General features: G+C 49.0%; 23 protein-coding genes. 21 read left to right on the top strand and 2 right to left on the bottom strand.

What is annotated here, in order from left to right; genetic code table 11:
• The first annotated feature begins 163 nt into the window (after window positions 1-163).
• The 18 genes from OC443_RS02905 to hemW all read left to right on the top strand — a co-directional run bounded on the left by OC443_RS02905 (window position 164) and on the right by hemW (window position 14,868).
• Window positions 164-1,060, top strand: coding sequence for an FHA domain-containing protein (locus OC443_RS02905; protein ID WP_073580874.1), 897 nt, complete (start codon window positions 164-166; stop codon window positions 1,058-1,060).
• On the top strand, window positions 1,060-2,415 hold the full coding sequence (locus tag OC443_RS02900; protein ID WP_073580872.1) for a FliI/YscN family ATPase: 1,356 nt from the start codon (window positions 1,060-1,062) through the stop codon (window positions 2,413-2,415). Before OC443_RS02905 ends, OC443_RS02900 begins: the two co-directional genes overlap by 1 nt.
• Window positions 2,402-2,875 carry a hypothetical protein gene (locus OC443_RS02895; protein WP_073580870.1) on the top strand — a complete coding sequence of 158 codons (474 nt, stop codon included), beginning with the start codon at window positions 2,402-2,404 and terminating at the stop codon, window positions 2,873-2,875. Before OC443_RS02900 ends, OC443_RS02895 begins: the two co-directional genes overlap by 14 nt.
• The gene (locus tag OC443_RS02890; protein ID WP_073580868.1) at window positions 2,875-3,393 is read left to right on the top strand and encodes a type III secretion system HrpP C-terminal domain-containing protein; all 519 of its coding nucleotides are present in this window, start codon (window positions 2,875-2,877) and stop codon (window positions 3,391-3,393) included. Before OC443_RS02895 ends, OC443_RS02890 begins: the two co-directional genes overlap by 1 nt.
• A complete protein-coding gene (locus OC443_RS02885; protein WP_073580866.1) occupies window positions 3,383-4,702 on the top strand; it encodes a FliM/FliN family flagellar motor switch protein in 1,320 nt (439 codons plus the stop codon). The genes OC443_RS02890 and OC443_RS02885 overlap by 11 nt, the downstream gene beginning before the upstream one ends.
• A complete protein-coding gene (gene sctR / locus OC443_RS02880) occupies window positions 4,699-5,352 on the top strand; it encodes a type III secretion system export apparatus subunit SctR (RefSeq protein WP_073580864.1) in 654 nt (217 codons plus the stop codon). The genes OC443_RS02885 and sctR overlap by 4 nt, the downstream gene beginning before the upstream one ends.
• A gap of 11 nt (window positions 5,353-5,363) precedes the next feature.
• A complete protein-coding gene (gene sctS, locus OC443_RS02875; RefSeq protein WP_073580862.1) occupies window positions 5,364-5,624 on the top strand; it encodes a type III secretion system export apparatus subunit SctS in 261 nt (86 codons plus the stop codon).
• 1 nt (window position 5,625) lies between these two features.
• Window positions 5,626-6,420, top strand: coding sequence for a type III secretion system export apparatus subunit SctT (sctT, locus tag OC443_RS02870; protein ID WP_073580860.1), 795 nt, complete (start codon window positions 5,626-5,628; stop codon window positions 6,418-6,420).
• Window positions 6,421-6,471: 51 nt separating this feature from the next.
• A complete protein-coding gene (gene sctU / locus OC443_RS02865; RefSeq protein ID WP_073580858.1) occupies window positions 6,472-7,569 on the top strand; it encodes a type III secretion system export apparatus subunit SctU in 1,098 nt (365 codons plus the stop codon).
• A gap of 765 nt (window positions 7,570-8,334) precedes the next feature.
• A complete protein-coding gene (locus tag OC443_RS02860) occupies window positions 8,335-8,883 on the top strand; it encodes an RNA polymerase sigma factor (protein ID WP_073580856.1) in 549 nt (182 codons plus the stop codon).
• Window positions 8,884-9,129: 246 nt separating this feature from the next.
• On the top strand, window positions 9,130-9,579 hold the full coding sequence (locus tag OC443_RS02855; RefSeq protein ID WP_073580854.1) for a type III secretion system chaperone: 450 nt from the start codon (window positions 9,130-9,132) through the stop codon (window positions 9,577-9,579).
• Between the two features lie 43 nt (window positions 9,580-9,622).
• A complete protein-coding gene (locus OC443_RS02850) occupies window positions 9,623-9,844 on the top strand; it encodes a serine kinase (protein ID WP_073580853.1) in 222 nt (73 codons plus the stop codon).
• Complete coding sequence (locus OC443_RS02845; RefSeq protein WP_073580851.1) at window positions 9,831-10,355, top strand: hypothetical protein; 525 nt, start codon at window positions 9,831-9,833, stop codon at window positions 10,353-10,355. Before OC443_RS02850 ends, OC443_RS02845 begins: the two co-directional genes overlap by 14 nt.
• Window positions 10,356-10,381: 26 nt before the next feature.
• Complete coding sequence (gene sctC / locus OC443_RS02840) at window positions 10,382-12,427, top strand: type III secretion system outer membrane ring subunit SctC (RefSeq protein ID WP_083601548.1); 2,046 nt, start codon at window positions 10,382-10,384, stop codon at window positions 12,425-12,427.
• A 17-nt stretch (window positions 12,428-12,444) separates the two neighbouring features.
• Window positions 12,445-12,642 carry an HrpT family type III secretion system protein gene (gene hrpT, locus OC443_RS26345; protein ID WP_370738729.1) on the top strand — a complete coding sequence of 66 codons (198 nt, stop codon included), beginning with the start codon at window positions 12,445-12,447 and terminating at the stop codon, window positions 12,640-12,642.
• Complete coding sequence (locus tag OC443_RS02835) at window positions 12,620-12,979, top strand: hypothetical protein (RefSeq protein ID WP_262021634.1); 360 nt, start codon at window positions 12,620-12,622, stop codon at window positions 12,977-12,979. Before hrpT ends, OC443_RS02835 begins: the two co-directional genes overlap by 23 nt.
• Window positions 12,980-13,075: 96 nt before the next feature.
• Window positions 13,076-13,678 carry an XTP/dITP diphosphatase gene (locus tag OC443_RS02830; protein WP_073580847.1) on the top strand — a complete coding sequence of 201 codons (603 nt, stop codon included), beginning with the start codon at window positions 13,076-13,078 and terminating at the stop codon, window positions 13,676-13,678.
• Window positions 13,679-13,695: 17 nt separating this feature from the next.
• Entirely contained in the window at window positions 13,696-14,868 is a 1,173-nt protein-coding gene (gene hemW, locus OC443_RS02825) for a radical SAM family heme chaperone HemW (RefSeq protein ID WP_073580845.1), read from the top strand.
• Between the two features lie 70 nt (window positions 14,869-14,938).
• Here hemW and glsB read toward each other — a convergent pair whose 3' ends face one another.
• Window positions 14,939-15,859, bottom strand: a complete 921-nt coding sequence (glsB, locus tag OC443_RS02820; RefSeq protein ID WP_073580843.1) for a glutaminase B — start codon at window positions 15,857-15,859, stop codon at window positions 14,939-14,941.
• A gap of 211 nt (window positions 15,860-16,070) precedes the next feature.
• Complete coding sequence (trmB, locus tag OC443_RS02815) at window positions 16,071-16,790, bottom strand: tRNA (guanosine(46)-N7)-methyltransferase TrmB (RefSeq protein WP_073580839.1); 720 nt, start codon at window positions 16,788-16,790, stop codon at window positions 16,071-16,073.
• Between the two features lie 231 nt (window positions 16,791-17,021).
• Here trmB and mutY point away from each other — a divergent pair, with 231 nt between their 5' ends.
• From mutY to mltC, 3 genes are all read left to right on the top strand, one after another.
• The gene (gene mutY / locus OC443_RS02810; protein WP_073580837.1) at window positions 17,022-18,035 is read left to right on the top strand and encodes an A/G-specific adenine glycosylase; all 1,014 of its coding nucleotides are present in this window, start codon (window positions 17,022-17,024) and stop codon (window positions 18,033-18,035) included.
• 273 nt (window positions 18,036-18,308) lie between these two features.
• Window positions 18,309-18,581, top strand: a complete 273-nt coding sequence (locus tag OC443_RS02805; protein ID WP_073580835.1) for an oxidative damage protection protein — start codon at window positions 18,309-18,311, stop codon at window positions 18,579-18,581.
• 59 nt (window positions 18,582-18,640) lie between these two features.
• Window positions 18,641-19,786 (top strand): membrane-bound lytic murein transglycosylase MltC, encoded by a 1,146-nt coding sequence (gene mltC, locus OC443_RS02800; RefSeq protein WP_073580833.1) that lies wholly within the window; start codon window positions 18,641-18,643, stop codon window positions 19,784-19,786.
• The last annotated feature ends 39 nt before the right edge of the window (window positions 19,787-19,825 follow it).

Here is a 19,825-nt window from a genome sequence, read left to right as displayed (position 1 = left end):
CTTTTCCGGAACTCATCCCTTTTCCCGACCACTCAACTGATATCACAGGAGTCCCTTTACCGGGACTCTGCGGGTCGCAGACCCTGAATTTCTGAGACTCCGGTCAATAGCGTCTCTGCATTTTTTCCGGAGAAAATTTTTCATCTATCAGAGTGCTGTCATCATGTATGAGTTACGAGTACTTACCGGGTTACATCACGGTGCTGCGTTACCTCTTGTCGGTCAGGAATGGCTGATCGGCACAGACGAGAGTGCCGATCTCATCCTGTTTGATCCGGGAATCAAACCAAAACATTGCCGGTTGCGCCTGCGTGACGACAACTGGGAACTCACCAGCGAACAGGGAAAAGTCAGTGATCAGGAAGGCCACCAGTCCGAACGCATAGACAATATGCAGCCTCAGGCCGTGTTTGCGGTTCACGGTATCTGGATGACCATTGTCGATGCGGCAACCCCGTGGCCGGAAGCATCACAGGAAACAGCCACCCTCACAGAACCGGCACCAGCTGAGGAAACATCTGCGGCCGGAAAAAAATCAGCGGAAAAAAGCCCGGTTTTACCCTTCATTTTGGGATTTATCAGTGCTGCAACAATTGCGGTGACCAGCACCTGGGCGGCGTTAGCCCCCGCACCAAAACCAGCTTTGCTGACAGAAGAAACCACCATTCCGGCACTGACAACACCCGCAGAAGTCAGCCGGAAACTGACTCAGATGCTGGCTGAGCGGGAGCTGAAAAACATCACGGTGGCCCAACAGCAAAATCAGATCATTTTAAACGGCACACTCAAAGAAGAAGGCAAAGCCCGCCTCGAACGGATGCTGACGCGCTTCCATCAACAATTCACCACCTCAGTCCGCGTCGATAATCAGGTGTATCTGACTTCCACCCAACTGCCGTTTGAAATTACCCAAATTACTTCCGGCTCAATGGCCAGTGTCGTCACCCGCGACGGAAAACGACTGTTTATCGGTGATGAACTGAATGGTATCCGGCTGGTCTCCGTCGACAACAACAAAATTGTTTTCAGGGGCAAACGGAATTATGAGGTGACCTGGTAATGCACAGCGAATCCCGGCTCGAATCATGGGTGAAACGGCATCAGGCCCGTTTGTCATCAATCAGTCCGGTCCGGATTCAGGGGCGGGTCACACGGATCAACGGTATTCTGCTGGAAAGCCGTTTGCCTTTTGCCCGGATCGGCGATCTGTGCACCATTCATGGCGCGCAGGATCGTCAGGTGCTGGCAGAAATTGTCGGCTTCGATGCAGAGACGGTTTTACTCTCTGCACTCGGGCCACTGGAAGGCATCGCAACCGGTGCGTTGATTACACCCCATTATCAGGCGCACACCATTCTCAGTGATGACAGCCTGCAAGGGTCAGTACTGGATGGCTTTGGCCGCCTGCTTCAGGGGCCGAAGCCGGCATTTACGCTGGAAGCCAATCCACAGACCACCCCTGTGATCAGCGACGCACTGGCACCGACACAGCGTCCGCGAATCTCTGAACCCATGCCGACCGGCATCCGCGCGATTGATGGATTACTTACCATTGGCGAAGGTCAGCGCATCGGCATTTTTGCCGGTGCTGGCTGCGGTAAAACCACGCTGCTGGCAGAAATTGCCCGCAACATTCCCTGCGATGTCATTGTGTTTGGTCTGATTGGTGAACGGGGGCGGGAACTGCGCGAATTTCTTGACCATGAGCTTGATGCAGAACTACGCAGTAAATCGGTTCTGGTTTGCTCAACATCAGACCGGACCAGCATGGAGCGCGCCCGCGCTGCCTCAACCGCCACAGCAATTGCCGAAGGCTACCGGGCGGAAGGGAAACGGGTACTGTTGCTGATCGATTCACTGACCCGGTTTGCCAGAGCACAGCGGGAAATTGGCCTGGCAACCGGTGAACCACCGGGACGGGGCGGATTTCCGCCGTCGGTTTATACCATGCTGCCCCGGCTGGTGGAAAGAGCCGGGAATATGGAAGGAGCCGGCTCCATCACCGCTTTATACACCGTTTTGATTGAAGGCGATGTGATTGCCGGAGATCCCGTGGCTGACGAAGTCCGATCACTACTCGACGGCCATATCATTCTGTCGCGTAAGCTGGCAGAAAAGAATCATTATCCGGCTATCGATATCACCGGCAGCATCAGCCGCACCATGCCCAATGTCACCGAATCTCACCATGTTCAGGGAGCCGGACAGGTCAGAAAACTGATGGCCGCTTACAAAGAAGTCGAGATGTTAATCCGGCTGGGTGAGTACGAACAGGGACATGACCCGCTCTCCGATGCTGCGGTTGCGCTGCAGGGGCAAATCAATCAGTTTCTGCAACAGCCTGTCCGTAATCCGCATGGCTATAACGACACAATTCAACTGTTGAATCAACTGGCAGCTTATGCACCGGACTAAGACTAACTATGTACCGGAAGAAATCGTCACGCCGGATGAAGCACAGGAAAGTTTACAGGCCACGATCAACCTGCTGCAACCCATTCGCGATCACCGGCAGATGAAAAGCGAACGGGAATGGCGCAAAGAGAAGCAGAAACTGCGCCTGCTTGAGGAGAAAGCGGCACAAAAAACAGCGGAACTGGCTACCCGGACACAACAATACCATCAGGAAAAGCAGGCGCTGGCCACCCGGCACCAGCAACAATCCATCAGCCAGCGCATACTGAATGACTGGCTGAATCAGGAAAAGGCATTACTGCTGTCAGTAGAAACAGCCCAAAGTGAATTGTATGCCCTGCAACAACAGTGTCAGCAGCAGCAATCGGCTGTTTCAACCGCCCGGACACAGGCAGATCGCCAGCGGACGGACAGTGAGCGACTGCGGATTCTGACTGAGTCAATCAAGGAAAACAGCTAATGCGTCATACATCGCAGCCTTTGCATCAACCTCATCATTCCCGGCCTGGTGACATCCGCCGGGAGGAGCTCCCGGACAGGCATTTGTCCCGGACTGAATCATGGTCAGACACGCAGGATAGCCGCTGGTTTTCAACACTGTGCCAGCCGGAAGAAACCGCCGCTGGAATCCGGAATACCGATACCCCGGCTGTACACCAGCAATCCCGGACGATGCCGGTTTATCCGGCCAGCGGATACGACATGATGGTCTGCGAAAAAATAGCACACCATCTCAGCCCGGCAGCCGGTGAAGCCTTTGCGTGCACCCTGCTTCTGCCGCATATGGGAGAAGTCCGCATGAATGCCTGCCAGACACAGCAACAATGGCAGATTCAGTTAACTTTTTTTCAGCCCTCATCCCGTGAGTATGCAAGGCAACACCATGCCCGTTTTTCCCGGCATCTGGAAACCTTGCTGGAAAGCCCGGTTGAGCTGACGCTGCCATCATTTGAGGAGGAGACAGAAGATGAAGCCTGATTTTCTGAAACGGTGCCGTAAATTCACCACAGAACAGATGCAAATGCTCAACCGTACAGGACGCGGACAACAAATGCGCTTTACCGGGAAAGAGCAACTATCCGGCTCATTAACGTTATCTGTCATGCCTGATAGCGCTTTCCATGCTCCGGAGATTTCTGAACCGGGAGCTTCTGATCCGAAAGATCCGGCCCCGGACACACAGGCCCTGACGCTGCAAACAGCCTGCGGGATGATGCAGCTGAGCGGTTCCGGCGCAACATCCCTGCTGAACCGGTTCTCACAAGCCCCTTTTGTTGTCACTCCGGTGTCGCCTTCGCCCGGACCCGCTCAGACCTGGTTCAGTGAATTATATAACCAGCATCTTTACCCGGATTTTCATCAGCTGTTCGGTTCTCTGCATCACTGCCCGTCAGCGGAACCTGTCTGTGGTATAAATTTTGAGCTGCGCTGGGAACAGGCCGGTCATACCGGCCATTGTTATTTACGGCTGCCGCCGGCGACACTGGAACAATTACTGACCCGTCAGCGCTGGCGGCCGGTATCCCGGCTGGATGTTTCTTCACTGTTACTGTCGCGCCGGTTAACACTGGGCACAGTGACCCTGCCTGGCGCTGATTACAACCGGCTGGGCACGGGCGACATTCTGTTGCTGACTACACCATATTTCTCAGTTCAGGGAGAAGGTGCGCTACACATTGCCGGATCACAAATACAACTTTCTGTGCAGCAGCATGGAACCGTCACTACCTGTGAAGTCACTCATATCAGTAAAGCGGCATCCGGAGAGCGGAATATGTACGACGAATACGATGACAGTGACTATGAAGAAAATAACTATGAAGACAGTAACTTCGAAGACAAGAGCTTCGAAGACGATGACTTTTTCTCCGGTGACTTTGATGAGGCCGGAGAGTTTGATAGTTCAGAGAACTTCGTAAGTACTGAAGAACCGACAACAACAGACGGATTTGAGCATCAGCCACCACTCCCGCAAACGGATCAGCAACACCACGATCAGCACCGCAAGGGCACCGCTCATTTCTCTGCTGCACCGGTACCTGAGCACATGCCGGTCACTTTGTCCCTGCAAGCCGGACAAATTGATCTGACAATCGAAGCGCTCAGCCAGCTCACGCCGGGCAGTATTCTGACAGCAACCGGCGAACCGGCCGGACATGCCACCCTGTATCACGGTCATCAACCCGTTGCCCGCGGTGAACTGGTGGATGTAGATGGTCGTCTGGGTGTACAGCTGACCAGTGTTCTGCTCCCGGTCAGCTCCGGCCAGACGGAGCAAGCCGGATGAATCTCGGACAAGTCGACCCGCTGATCTTTGCCCTGTTTCTCGGCGGGCTGTCACTGCTGCCGATCCTGCTGATCGTCTGTAGTGCCTTTCTGAAAATCTCGATGGTCCTGCTGATCACCCGCAATGCAATGGGTGTCCAGCAGGTACCGCCCAATATGGCTATTTACGGTATTGCGCTGGCTGCAACCCTGTTTGTGATGGCACCGGTCGGTAAAGAGGTCAGTGAGCGGGTGAAAGAAAATCCGCCGGATTTCAGTTCACTGGAAGCGATTCAAACCAGTGTGAATCATATTGCCGGGCCATTACAGAAATTTATGGCGCACAATACCGACCCGGATATCCGGGCTCATATCATGGACAATACATCCCGCCTCTGGCCGGAAGAGATGGCGAAAAAAGCGACCAAAGATGATCTGATGATCGTGATTCCTTCATTTATGCTTTCAGAGCTCAAAGCCGGATTGCAGATTGGTTTTCTGATTTATATTCCATTCATCATCATTGATCTGATTGTGTCCAGCCTGCTGCTTGCACTGGGCATGCAAATGGTCTCACCAATGACGGTGTCATTACCGTTGAAGATCTTACTGTTTGTCATGATTAACGGCTGGGAAAGGCTGCTGGATGGCCTGTTCTACACCTATCTGTAAAAGGAACGGAGATGGACATACTCACGCTCTTCAGGCAGGGAATGATTCTGGTGGTGATGCTCTCAGCTCCCCCCTTGCTGGTGGCTGTGCTTGTCGGGGTCATTGTCTCATTGCTGCAGGCACTGTTGCAGGTACAGGATCAAACGCTGCCGTTTGCGATTAAACTGGTCGCAGTCACAGCAACGCTGGCATTGACCGGACGCTGGATCGGCGGCGAAATCATTCAGTTCTCTATTCAGGCGTTTAATCTGATCGCCGGTACGGGATACTGAGATGCCTTTTCAGGGAATTGCCAGTCTCAGCGACTGGATACTGGCCATCACGCTGGCAATGGCCCGCTTATACCCTTGCCTGTTACTGATTCCGCTGTTTTCTTTTCACGAACTCAAAGGCATGTTGCGCTACGCTATTGTTGTGATACTGGGTTTTATCGTTGCCCCCGGTATTTTTGCCGCTCTGCCGCAGGATCACAGCTGGATCACGCTCGCCGGTCTCTATGCCAAAGAAGCGGTACTTGGCCTGTTACTGGGCGCGATCCTCTCCATCCCGTTCTGGTTGTTTGAGTCTGTCGGTTCTCTGTTTGATAACCAGCGCGGTGCGCTGATGGGCGGCCAGCTCAATCCGGCTCTGGGCACCGATTTCACCCCGCTGGGGTTTATGATGAAGCAGATGCTGATCGTGCTGATCGTGACGTCAGGTACGCTGCCGGTACTGTTACAGATTATCTGGGACAGTTACGCTATCTGGCCTCCGACACTCTGGTTTCCCGCTCCGGCAGCCGATGGCATGGCCACTTATCTCGGCTTGCTATCGGATGCATTCACAAACATGGTACTCTACGCTGTCCCGCTGGTTGGCCTGCTGTTGTTTATCGAATTTGGTATGGCGCTGCTCAGCTTATACAGCCCGCAGCTTCAGGCTTATATTCTGGCGATGCCGCTGAAGTGCCTGAGCGGGATTCTTTTTCTGGCTCTTTATATTCCGAACCTGCTTTACCTTGCCGGAGAAAAGAGTCAGCAGTGGTATCACTTCAGCGACACCCTGAAGTTGATTTTCAGGGTGCCGTGAATATCAGTCCCCCCCCTGATTTGTCCGGCCTCCAGCCAAAACGGTAAAAGTATGAGTGAGAAAACTGAAAAACCAACACCGAAAAAACTCCGGGATGCGAGAAAAAAGGGTCAGATCGGGCAAAGTCAGGACATTCCTAAACTCCTGATTGTCGCCGTATTGCTGGAAGTCGTAATTTCAATGGCGGAAACCGGCATAAACCATCTGCAACAACTGGTTGCGGCGCCGGTTTCCCTGATTGCTCAACCTTTCGAATATGGCGTCCGGGCTGTGACCCAACACTGCCTGACCATTGCCGGATCACTGATTATGATGGCACTGGGTATTGCTGTTCTGATGCGTTTAGCCGGCGCATGGCTTCAGTTTGGTTTCCTGTTTGCTCCTGAAGCGCTCAAAATAGACTTCAACCGTCTGAACCCGGTCTCACAAATCAAGAATATGTTTTCAGGGAAAAAGCTGTTTGAATTACTTAACAGTCTGCTTAAAGCCACCGCACTGAGCTGTATTATTTATTTACAGATTCCGTCTCTGACCACCACACTGCTGAAACTGCCCTTTACCACGCTGAATATGGCCTGGCATGGTATCGCGCAACTCTTCAGTCAGATTGAACATACCTGTCTGATGGCTTTACTGGCTCTGGCTGCGATTGATTTCGGAATGCAGAAATATTTCTACCTGAAGGGCCTGAAAATGAGCAAGGACGATGTAAAGCAGGAGTTCAAAGACTCGGAGGGCGATCCGCATGCGAAAGGTCACCGTCGATCGGAAGCCAAACGCTTAGCCAGCGAAGGCGGACCGGTACCACAGAAAAAACCTGAGCTTGAAGATGCGGATGCGCTCATCGTCAACCCGACGCATTTTGCCGTCGGACTTTATTACCGGGCAGACCAGACACCTTTGCCAAAAATCGTCTGCAAAGGAATGGATGACGATGCGCTGGATTTAATCGCTCAGGCAAAAGAAAAACAGATTCCGGTGATCCGGTTTATCTGGCTGGCGAGAACCCTGTATAAACAGGAAGCAGGTAGCTATATCCCACGGGAAACGCTAAGATATGTCGCCAAAATCTATCAGGCAGTAAAAACTCTGGAGCAGGATGCCATCCTTGACGGAGAACTCCACATTCCCGATCTGGAAACCTTGTAATCAGACATGATGCCGGATCCGTGATGCTACGGCTTAATCTATACCCAGGCAACCAGAAGATGCATGATTCAACTCACGCCCTGCGGTCGAGTTTGTCACAATATGATATAAGTCTCACTACAACCTGCATTTTCAGGTTGTTTGGGTATAAACAAATCCCACCAGATAAGTGGATCTTATAATAACTAAAAAAGATAAATATGATTCACAAAATAAAATAAACAAACCCAATAATCCTGTTTTTCATATGGTCAATAATAATACGCCATTTTATTTTTAGTGCTTCCATACTAAAACTGAACAAATTTAAACCAATTCAAATGACAATCATTATCAATAATGATGATCATATAATATTGCATAGAAACACCTTTCCTTTAAATATCAGATCAGTAAAGAACATCTGCTTTAAAGATAATATAAATTCAGATGAAATTATAATGAATTATATATTTACAATCCTGTAGGGATTTACTTACACAATGTATAATCCATTATAGACACAGAAAATAAAATTCTGCTAACCCACTCAATATTATTAATTTAATAAAAACACCTGCTGACAATAAAGACATCACAAGCCATTATAATATATGGATTTATTTGGATTGACTTCACAGTTAATTTAATGATTTGATAATAAACTCAAATTAATTGAAAAATATCTGGAACAAAAATTCATTTTTTCCAACTCAATAAATATAGAAACAATAATTATATAAAACATAAAAACATTTTCAGATTTGGTGAATAATAGGTAATAATATGCAAACCATTAAACTAATAACTAACCCTTTAGCTGGCAATGAAAGCAGGCACATAAATATAGAAAACCTTTATCAGACTCAACACGAACGTCTTCACCGTTTTATTCAAAAAAGAGTCTGGCATAAAGAAGATGCCGAAGAAATATTACAACTTACCTATCTTGAAGCCATGCGGTGTAAAGATCGTTTTAATGGCGGTTCAAAACCGGAAACCTGGCTGTTTGGTATTGCTGTGAACCTGACCAGAAACTATTTTAAAACTCATTATAGTCAGGCTCAGTTTGAAGAAATGACAGACGCACTTCTTTACGATCTCGAAGCAGAAACCGAAGAAAATCCGGCAGTTCTGGTTGAACATGAGCGTATGCTGACAAGAGCTGTGGAAGCAATGAACACCCTCCCGAATGACACCCAGTCTATGCTGCAGATGATCGTCGATGAAAATTATAGCTATCAGGATACTGCGGAAAAAATCGGCGTGCCGATCGGCACAATCCGCTCCCGTTTATCCCGGGCCCGTCAGGCACTGAAACGTTATCTGGACTAACGCCCCGATCTCAATAAATTCATCGTTCTGAATCAGGCAGTTCAGACCAGCTCACTTACGGAAGACAAAGTGATGTATAGCCAGGCAACCTGAAGATGCAGGGTTCAGGTTGCCTGGCTATAAGCCTCATCACTTTTTACAAGATTGCCGCCAGATCAAAGGTCAATCCGGCAATTTTTTCCGGAACCAGTTCACCTGGCTGACCACTCAGTTAATGCATCCCGCTCATCCGGAAAGGAAAAAGATATGACACCGACACAACTCAAAGCCAGTCAGTTTATCCGTCACTTTGGACAGGTGACTCAAAGCGACCTGTCCCTGAAAAATGGTCTGTGTGCTTTATATGGCCCGGACAACCAGGAAGCCGCTGTAATTGAAGTGCCTGATTTCAGTGACAATATTATTTTTCATTGCGCACTGATGACGCTGCCCGCCAATATCTCCGCCAGAAAGCTCAGCCACCTGTTACAACTCAATTTTGAAATCAGTGCAATGCAGGGATGCTGGCTGGCACTCAATGAACATGAACAACTCAATCTGTGCTCAGTACTAGCCATTGAGACAACCAGTGAAAATCATTTTCACGACACATTAACCGGGTTCATTGAACTGGTCAAAGATGTCCGGGCATTTGTGACCGGGCAGTTACAGCAGCCGGATCAGATTGAGAAAAAACCACTGCGGATGCCGGTCTGAGCAACCGCCTCCCCTAATAATATGCCAACCTCAAGAGGTGATTATGACTTCAGTGAACCATATCCGTCACCAGCTGGATCAGCAATTTGAACGGACCCGGAAAAGTATGGACGATATCGTCACCAATCTGGATGACGCGTCGCTGGAAGATATTTATGCGTTTAACACAGCCATGAGACAAAATGCCACCGCCAGCTGGGCGGCCAATCAGGAGCTTCAGGTCAAACATAATCTGGCCAAAGCCATCATTAATGAAATTCGCTGAAACCGGGCCATGCAGCACCGCAGGCCACAAGATCACAACACAAAATACGACGGCACACAGTCTGCCTGCGGAACAATTACAGTCCGGATTAACCCGTTGGTTCCACTCACAGCAAGCAAGCTTCAGCTTTGGCGTGGATCATTATCGCTGCGAACTGAGCCGTCAGGAAAAAGGGGTGTTCTGTCAAATCGATACCGGACTGACAACCAGCGAAATATCACCGGTATTTCTGTTGCAGATCACTCAGGCGGGTATGGCACAGTTCAGCGGCCTGCCTGCTGTCAGCCCGGAGAATCAGTACTCTTTGGGGCGATATCAGCCCCTTTCAGGCACTGCTGAAGAAAAGAGCCTGAAAGTTATGGCGTTGATTGAAGATCTGCTCAATCAGGCTGATGTCTGGTGTGACATGACAACAGATTGTCCGTCCGGCAGTGAGTGGCCTTCAGCATCCGGCCCGACATTTCACCCCGGACTGACGCTGTCTCAGCAACTCCGGACTTTTCAGGATTAACTCAGGCATAACAAGCGGGGACAACAATGCGCAGAATTTCGTTGCTGTTAACAGTCATACTTTCATTCTGGTGTAGTACGGTGACTCAGGCCAGTGTTCCGGCCAACTGGAAAAAAACGGCGTTTGCTTATGATGCAAAGCACACCACACTCAGAGCAGCCCTGAAAGAATTCTCCGGCACTTTTGGCGTTAAACTCAGTATGGGTAAAGTCGCCGGAACTCTGGAAGGAAAAATCAGGGCTGATTCGGCAAAAGCTTATCTGGACCGCCTCGCACTGGCGTACCGTTTCCAGTGGTTCGTTTATAACGGCACACTTTATGTCAGCCCGCTTGATGACCAAACCTCACTCAGTCTCGAAGTTTCTGAAGATGCCGTACCTGATCTGAAAGAAGCGCTGACCCAGGTTGGTTTGCTGGATAAACGCTTCGGCTGGGGTGAATTGCCTGATGAGGGCGTTGTCATCATTTCCGGCCCAAGACGCTATGTCCGTCTGATTCAAAAGCTGGCGAAAAAGAAAAAGAAAGGCGACGAAAAACTGGAAATCATGGTATTTCCGTTGAAATACGCTCAGGCCAATGACCGGCATATCAAATACCGCGAGCAGGCACTGGTGATTCCCGGCGTGGCAAACATGCTGAATGAATTGCTGGGACACACAAAAAAAACACCACTGGCGCAAAATGCCCCTGACAACAGCCTTACCAACACCCTTCAGTCCTTCAGTTCGATGCAGGACAGTGCACAACAAAGAATCCGCCAGCAGGTGAGCGGGCAAAATGTCTCCCGGTCGCAACAGGCTCAGGCAGCCCGTGAAAGAAAGTCCGGAAATGCCATGATTACCGCTGATATCCGGAATAACGCGGTGCTCATCCGCGATGACACAGACAAACGCAGCAGATATCAGACACTGATCAATCAGCTCGATCAGCCACGCAATGTGATCGAAATTGATGCCATTATTCTGGATATCGATCGCAGTAAACTCAAAGAGCTGGGATTTAACTGGCGCATCGGCAGTGGCAGCACCGAAGCCACCATGAATGCATCTGCAGTGACGCCGTTTATTCCGGACGGCTCAGCGGCAACAGTCCTGATTCAGGACTTCGGTCATTTTTTTGCCCGGATCAAAGCACTGGAAAGTGACGGTGATGCTTCTCTGGTCGCGAATCCATCCATTCTGACGGTAGAAAATCAGCCAGCCGTGATTGATTTTAATCACACTGCTTTTATTAAAAACACCGGGGAACGGGTCGCAAATGTGACGTCTCTGACCGCAGGAACCAGCCTTCAGGTTGTTCCACGCCTGATCGACACGCCTTCCGCCCGTCTCATCCAGCTGTCACTTGATATTGAAGATGGCGATATCAAACAAACTGACGCACAAAGCACCCCCAGCATACAGAAAGGTACGATCAGCACTCAGGCCATCGTCCGTACACAGCGTTCACTGGTGATTGGCGGATTCAAAGTCGAAAAAAACCAGCAGCAACAGAGTAAAGTCCCGCTACTGGGTGATATTCCGGGCGTCGGAAAGCTGTTCAGCTACACCAGCAACAGCCATTCCAAACGGGAGCGTCTGTTTATTATTACCCCCCGTCTGGTCGGCAATGAAATGAATCCGCTGGAATACACGTCCGGTTACAGCCGGGAGCTGCTGACGAAAAGTATCCGTCAGAAAAAGTCCGCACCTCCACCGGTCAGCCGGCAGCAAATAAAGCAAGCTTTTACCCGGCTCAGTCACTATTACATTCCGGATGGATTTACCCGTAAAAAAGCCCCGGTCGATCCAGGCTACTACTGTCAGCAGCAGGAACAACTTGAGTTCAACCGGCAAAAACTTCAGTGGTACAGTCACAAAGATTATGCAGTGCTGATTAGTGTGCTTCACAACGACAGCAATCAGCCGGTTCGTTTTGATCAGGCCCGATGCAATCACCGTCATATGCTGGCCGTCACCGTCCGTCCGGATGCGCTGCTCGCGCCCGGAGAATCGGCCGAAATCATGATGGCGGTCCGCCATCCGGACCTGCACCAACAGACCAGAAAACCGCTGGTTCACCCTGCTTTATAACGATTTTGGAGCTGTCTATGCGACTATGTTTAACCGGAATATTTTTTCTGTTACTGGGCGGCTGCGCCACACATTCAGATGCGCGCTGCAACACAGCACAATGTACCCGGCCGCTTTCTTCACCACAAACCATGGTCATTTGGTGGGGGCCTGAGATGAGGCAGGGTTTACCGAAGGACACAGCGGTAACAAGTGATGCATTTATCCCTGAATAACAACGAGCTGGAACAGTGGATTCATCAGACAGAAACAGGGCTGACATCATCAGTCCGCCTTGCTGACGGCCTCACGCTGTCACACCAGCGAATTGAAAATGACCCCGTCATCGAATTGCTCGCAGAACAACACCGCTTTGATCAGACATGGATCATTCAGGTTTTGAAAAGACGCTATGAGTATCCGGTGTATTTCCATGCCTGCGCGCCCCTTTGTGACCTATCCGGCAACTGGCTGCTGCGTTGTGCGCTTGCAGGAGAAAACACCGTGGCAGAAGGCACACAACGCCTGCTGGAATTAGCAGGTATCGATATTCAGATACTCTTTCCGCGCTGATATTCATCACGTCTGAAATGGTGTGGATTGGTTGTTGATGTCGGAACAGAGGGCAAGGTAAGATACCGCCACATTTATACCGTCCGGGAAATACCGATGAAAAAAGAGATTGTGTTAGCAACAGGAAATCAGGGGAAAGTCAGGGAAATGGCTGACTTACTGGCTGATTTTGGTTTTGATGTCAAAGCTCAGAGTGAGTTTCAGGTTCCGGATGTGGCTGAAACCGGCACCACATTTATTGAGAATGCGATTATTAAAGCCCGTCATGCTGCTCAGATGACCGGATTACCGGCCATCGCTGATGATTCAGGACTGGAAGTGGATGCTTTAAATGGTGCCCCCGGTATCTATTCAGCCCGCTATGCCGGTGAAGATGCCACCGACCAGCAAAACCTCGAAAAGCTGCTGGATGCCATGCGTGATGTGGCTGAAGAAAAAAGAACGGCCCGCTTTCATTGCGTGCTGGTACTGATGCGCCACGCTGATGATCCAACACCACTGATTTGTCATGGTCAGTGGGAAGGAAAGATCCTGAAAGAAGCTCACGGCACCAACGGCTTTGGTTATGATCCAATCTTTTTTGTTCCGGAAGATCAATGCGCTTCAGCCGAGCTGGAACCAGCCCGGAAAAAACAGTTGTCTCACCGGGGTAAAGCACTCCGTCAGCTATTTGAACAACTGAATCAACAAGCCGGTTAATGACAGAAGCTGAATCTATGGAACTTTGCCATCCTCTTTCTCCGCCGCCACTGAGCCTGTATGTCCATATTCCGTGGTGCGTGCAGAAATGTCCTTACTGTGACTTTAATTCTCATGCCCTGAAAGCTGAGATCCCGGAGCAAACCTATATTCACGCGTTGCTGGACGATCTCGATCAGGATCTCCGGGATTACGGGCTGACAGCGTCTTCCCGTTCGCTTCATTCGATCTTCATTGGCGGCGGAACCCCCAGCCTGTTCAGTGCTGGTGCAATTCAGCAACTACTCGCAGGTATTGAGGCCCGGATTCCGTTTGCCGATGAAATTGAAATTACCATGGAAGCGAATCCCGGTACGATTGAGTCAGAACGATTTCAGGGGTATGTTCAGGCTGGCGTCAACCGGATTTCAATTGGTGTACAAAGCTTTGAAGCAGAAAAGCTGGAAAAGCTGGGACGGATTCACGGACGTCAGGAAGCGATTCGTGCCGCAGAGCTGGCCCACCAAATCGGCCTGAACAGTTTTAATCTGGACTTAATGCATGGGTTACCGGGACAGACGGTCTCTCAGGCGATGGCCGATCTCGATCAGGCAATTGCGCTGGCACCACCACATTTATCCTGGTATCAGCTGACAATTGAGCCGAATACCTTATTTTATTCACGCCCTCCCCGGTTACCTGATGACGATCACCTGTGGGAAATCTATGAGCAGGGCCATCAGAAATTAACCGCAGCGGGTTATGTCCAGTACGAAACGTCGGGCTACGCAAAGCCGGGGTATCAGTGCCGGCACAATTTAAATTACTGGCGCTTCGGCGATTATCTGGGCATTGGTTGTGGTGCTCATGGCAAACTCAGCTTTGATGATGGCCGGATCATCCGAACGACGAAGGTCAAACATCCCAGAGGGTATCTGAATTTGCTGAAGCCCTTCAGGGACAGTGAAACACCTGTGCAGGAAGCAGACCGGCCGTTTGAATATTTCATGAACCGTTTCCGGTTGACCGAAGCCTGTCCGAAGGCAGAATTTCAGGCCAGAACGGGACTGACTGAAGCTCAGATTCTTCCGTTGATCGAACCGAACATGACCCGGGGTTATCTAAGCGAAACAACAAGCCACTGGCAGGTGACGCAAAAAGGCAAATTATTCCTGAATGATTTGCTGGAAAACCTGATGCCGGATGAGTAAATCAGGCACAACAGCTGAAATAACGAAACAAAGTGGTATGAACAGGGCTGAAGCCCTGTTCATTTTATGATTAGAAAATTGACCGGCCAATTTTGCCGGACAGTACTTCCAGCGCCTGCGTTCCGGCCAGCGAATTCCCCGAGGCATTTAATTCCGGCGACCAGACCGCAATGGTCATTTCTCCGGGAACAATGGCAATAATTCCGCCACCAACCCCGGATTTGCCCGGCATGCCAACCCGGTAAGCAAACTCACCGGCTTCATCATACAGGCCACAGGTTGCCAGTAATGCATTAATCTGTTTTGCCTCCACCGGTGAAACAATCCGCTTACCGCTTTGTACTGAAATCCCCTGATTCGCCAGATAACTAAAGCTTTTGGCCAGTTGAATACAGCTCATTTTCAAAGCACAGGCATGAAAGTATGTATCCAGAACCGGCATAACCGGATTGTCAAAATTACCAAATGCGCGCATCAGATAAGCAATCGCAGCATTTCTGTCTCCGTGCTTCATCTCAGACTCAGCCACAACCTCATCATAAATCACGTCACAGTCATCACTCAGGCAACGCACATAATCCAGCAAACGCTGACGGGGTGAAGAAAGCCGGGACTGAAGCAGGTCGGCAACAACTATCGCGCCTGCATTAATAAAAGGGTTTCTTGGAATGCCCTGTTCAACCTCCAGCTGAATCATGGAATTAAATGCATGACCTGACGGCTCTTTTCTGACTTTAGACCAGATTTCATCCTGAGAATAAAGTGACATAGCGAGCGTCAGGTTAAACACTTTCGAAATGGATTGAATTGAAAACTCTTCCCCGGCATCACCGGCGGCGAAGAGTTCTCCCTGATTGGTGAATATAGCTAACCCCAGTTTTTCTGACGATACACCAGCGAGTGCAGGAATATAATCAGCGACTTTTCCTTGTCCAATCAACGGGCGCACTTCATCCAGAATCTGCGTAAGAATTTGATTGGTGAGTTTCATAGTTTTCAGACTTTACTTTTTGTTTTTAAATATTTTTATAGGTATGCCCAAACCAGCTGAAACAGCTGATTCCTATGGGTCTGGCGTGCTGGTAAACAGCGTTAAAAAAACCAGCAACGATAATGCTGGCTTTGTCAGCTTACTCCTGAAAAGGCAGAAGAAGCAATCAATACATTCAGAGGTTGAGCACCTGAACAGAATGCTGTGATATTTAGCTTATCCGTCGGAATTTAATATCCCAGACACCATGACCGAGGCGATGACCACGCTGTTCAAATTTGGTCAAGGGACGCTCTTGCGGACGCGGGACAAAGTCACCGTCTTCAGCAATATTTGCAAACCCGGGCGCTTGATTCATCACTTCAATCATATGCTCTGCGTAATTTTCCCAGTCGGTTGCCATATGAAAAATACCGGTCTCCGGTATCAGCTTCTGACGAACCATTTCAGCAAACTCAAGCTGGACAATCCGGCGTTTGTGATGACGTTTTTTATGCCACGGATCCGGAAAGAAAAGCTGTAAAGTATGCAGACTGTGCTCCGGAATCATGTGCTCAAAAACCTCAACGGCATCATGGCACATCACCCTTAAATTCGTCACACCGGCATCGCGCGCAGCTGACAAACAGGCACCAACCCCCGGGCTATGGACTTCGATGCCGATAAAGTTTTTTTCCGGCGCATTTTCAGCCATTTCGACCAGAGAAGCGCCCATACCAAAACCAATTTCCAGTACAACAGGATGATCGTTACCAAAGACCTGTTGCCAGTCCAGCCGCTGCTCACAGTAGTCAATGCCCATCACCGGCCAGCATGCTTCCATCGCCGCTTCCTGACCTTTGGTTAACCGGCCTTCACGACGAACAAAGCTCCGGACTTTGCGTACCAGTTTGCCGTCTTCAGTATACTCATTCGTCGTCACATCACTCATTGCTTTGCCTGTCTGCTGTTTACTGTTTGTTGCTTAATTTTCAATCTCAATCAGAGGGGGTGTGATTATCCAAAGAATCCTCATTGAAGCAAGTATTATTGCCGTAAATTTCGGGTTAACAGCCGAAAACCACAAGATTTGTATGTTTTACAACACCCGGTTTCTGTGATGGAATCAGCATAAATCACGGATACACCTGAACCGTAATGTTTGTCATCAAAGTCGATCATCATGCAAAAACCACTAACACCTGAACAATTTCAGCATCAGCTGATCCACTGGCAACAACAACATGGCCGCCATGATTTGCCCTGGCAAACCGACCCGACCCCTTACCGGGTGCTGGTTTCTGAGATCATGCTCCAGCAAACGCAGGTCGCCACTGTGATTCCTTATTTTGAAAACTGGATGCAGCACTTTCCGCAGGTCAGTGACCTGGCCTCAGCAAGTGAAGATGAAGTCATGCGACACTGGCAGGGCCTAGGTTACTATTCACGGGCCAGAAATCTCAGAAAGGCCGCTCAGTTTATTATGGACGAGTATCAGGGAGAGTTTCCTTCCGATCCCGGTTCACTGCTGAAAATTCCGGGCGTAGGCCGTTATACCGCGGGAGCTATCGCCTCATTCGCTTTTAATCAATACGGGCCGATTGTGGACGGTAATGTCAAACGCATCTTCTGTCGTTTTTTTGAAATTGATGGAGTGCCGAATACCTCGCGGGTCGATAAACAACTCTGGCAACTGGCTGAAGATTATACGCCACATCAGCAAAACCGGACTTTTGCTCAGGGACTGCTTGATTTGGGCGCAACAGTTTGCAAACCCAAACAGCCCGGCTGCGATGTCTGTTGCCTGCAGGAGAGCTGTCTTGCTTTGCGTCATGAGCGGGTTCATGAATTACCGACCCCCAAACCAAAGAAGGTTATTCCGGTCCGGCCGGGGCAGTTCTTATGGATTGAACAACCGGACAAACTTTTACTGGAAAAACGGGCAGAAGATGGCATCTGGGGTGCCCTGTGGTGTTTACCGGAAATTCATCTTCAGCCGGAACAGCTCGGAGAACATGCCAGGTTAAAAGGTCAGTTTAAACATACATTTACTCATTATAAGCTCGAAGCCAGTATATGGCGGATTGATAGCTGGAGCGAAACAGAGTCAAAGTATCAATGGGTGGATAAGCAAGAGGTGTTTAACCTGGGGTTACCGACGCCGATTAAAAAATTTTTGCTGCGACATCTGACTTGAATGTGTGGCAGCGGGTTCCGGGCCTGACGGGCTGATTTTAAAACACCTGATGCCACAACGGCGGTGATTGCAGAGATTTGCATTCCAAATCAATACAAAAAATTCACCGCTTCATGACAAACCAAAATAAAATATGCGCGCTACATAGCACGAAGGGCTGCGCTTTGGTATAAATAAAACGTATTCACGTTTAAAACATCGACACCGGATGTGCAGACAGATGAATCAATTTCTGTAGCTCTGTTCTCCCGGCATATAACTGAGGAAACTTTTATGAGTCGCACTGTTTATTGCGAACACTTACAAAAAGAAGCTGAAGGTCTGGATTTTCAACTTTATCCGGGAGAATTAGGAAAACGAATCTTTGATCATATTTCTAAAGAAGCATGGGGATTATGGCAACACAAACAAACCATGCTGATTAATGAAAAGAAACTGAACATGATGGATCCTGAACACAGAAAAATCATTGAAGAAGCAATGGTTAACTTTTTGTTCGAAGGACAAGATGTTCATATTGAAGGTTACACACCCCCAGGTCAGTAATTCTATTTAACGCCACAATTGATTTGCAGATTGTGGCGTTTGTTTATTCAGAGGTCCCCATGCAACACAAGACGAAGTCAATTTTTTTGTTGGCGGTCACGCTCATCGGCAGCGGGTGCAGCCGCGAAACAGTACAGAAAATGTATGATGTAGATTTTAAGCCAACAAATCGCTTCGCTAAAAATCTGGCTTCACTTCCCGGTCAGTTTCAGAAAGATACCAAAGCGCTAGACGCACTGATTCAGAGTTTTACCGGAAAGATTGAAAAACGTTGGGGAACTAAAAACGTCAAAATTGCCGGAAAAACCAATTATGTCAAGTATATAGATGATTACAGCAGCCGGGCTGATGTGAATTTTAATCAGGGAAAAGTTGTGATCGAGACCGTTTCATCGACGGAGCCGCTCTCTCATCTGAAAAAAGCAATTGTCACGACGTTACTGACACCTGACGATCCAAAGCATGTTGATCTGTTTTCCTCAAAAAAGGTCGCGATCAACGGCAAACCCTTTCTGTACCGGCAAATTGTGGATCAGGACAACAAACCCATCGAATGGTCATGGCGTGCCAACCGCTTTGCTGATTATCTGATTCAGCACCAGCTCAAAGTGAAGCAGGTCAACTTCCGCAAATCTTACTATGTTGAGATTCCGATGGTTGATAATCAGGTTGAAATCCGAAGCTATAAGTATGCCAGCCTTATTCGCAAGGCATCCCGTAAATACGGCATTCCGGAAGATCTCATTTATGCCATTATCAAAACAGAAAGTAGCTTTAATCCTTATGCGGTAAGCTGGGCCAATGCCTACGGACTGATGCAGGTTGTTCCTAAAACGGCCGGAAAAGATGTTTTCAGTAAAATCAAAAAACGCTCAGGACAACCCTCACCTGAATATCTTTATAATCCGGGAAACAATATAGATACCGGAACGGCTTATTTCTATTTACTGAAGAATAAGTACTTAAATACCATTTCAAACCCGACATCGCTGCAATACAGTATGATCTCTGCTTATAACGGTGGCGCAGGTGGCGTTCTCAATACTTTCAGTAAAGACCGGCAATATGCATTTAAGAAAATAAATAATCTGAAGCCCAATCAGCTTTACTGGGCGCTGACACATAAACATCCGAACAAAGAATCAAGACGTTATCTGCAGAAAGTCAAAAATTATAAAGATCAGTTCAATGCCGGAAAGCTTTAAACCATCATTAAAATGAACAAAAATTCATCGCTCAACCGG

The sequence above is a fragment of the Vibrio quintilis genome, assembly GCF_024529975.1.
In the GTDB taxonomy this organism is placed as follows: Bacteria; Pseudomonadota; Gammaproteobacteria; order Enterobacterales; family Vibrionaceae; genus Vibrio; species Vibrio quintilis.
Note: the sequence above shows the minus strand (reverse complement) of the source record. Positions and strands in the feature narration are given on the sequence as shown.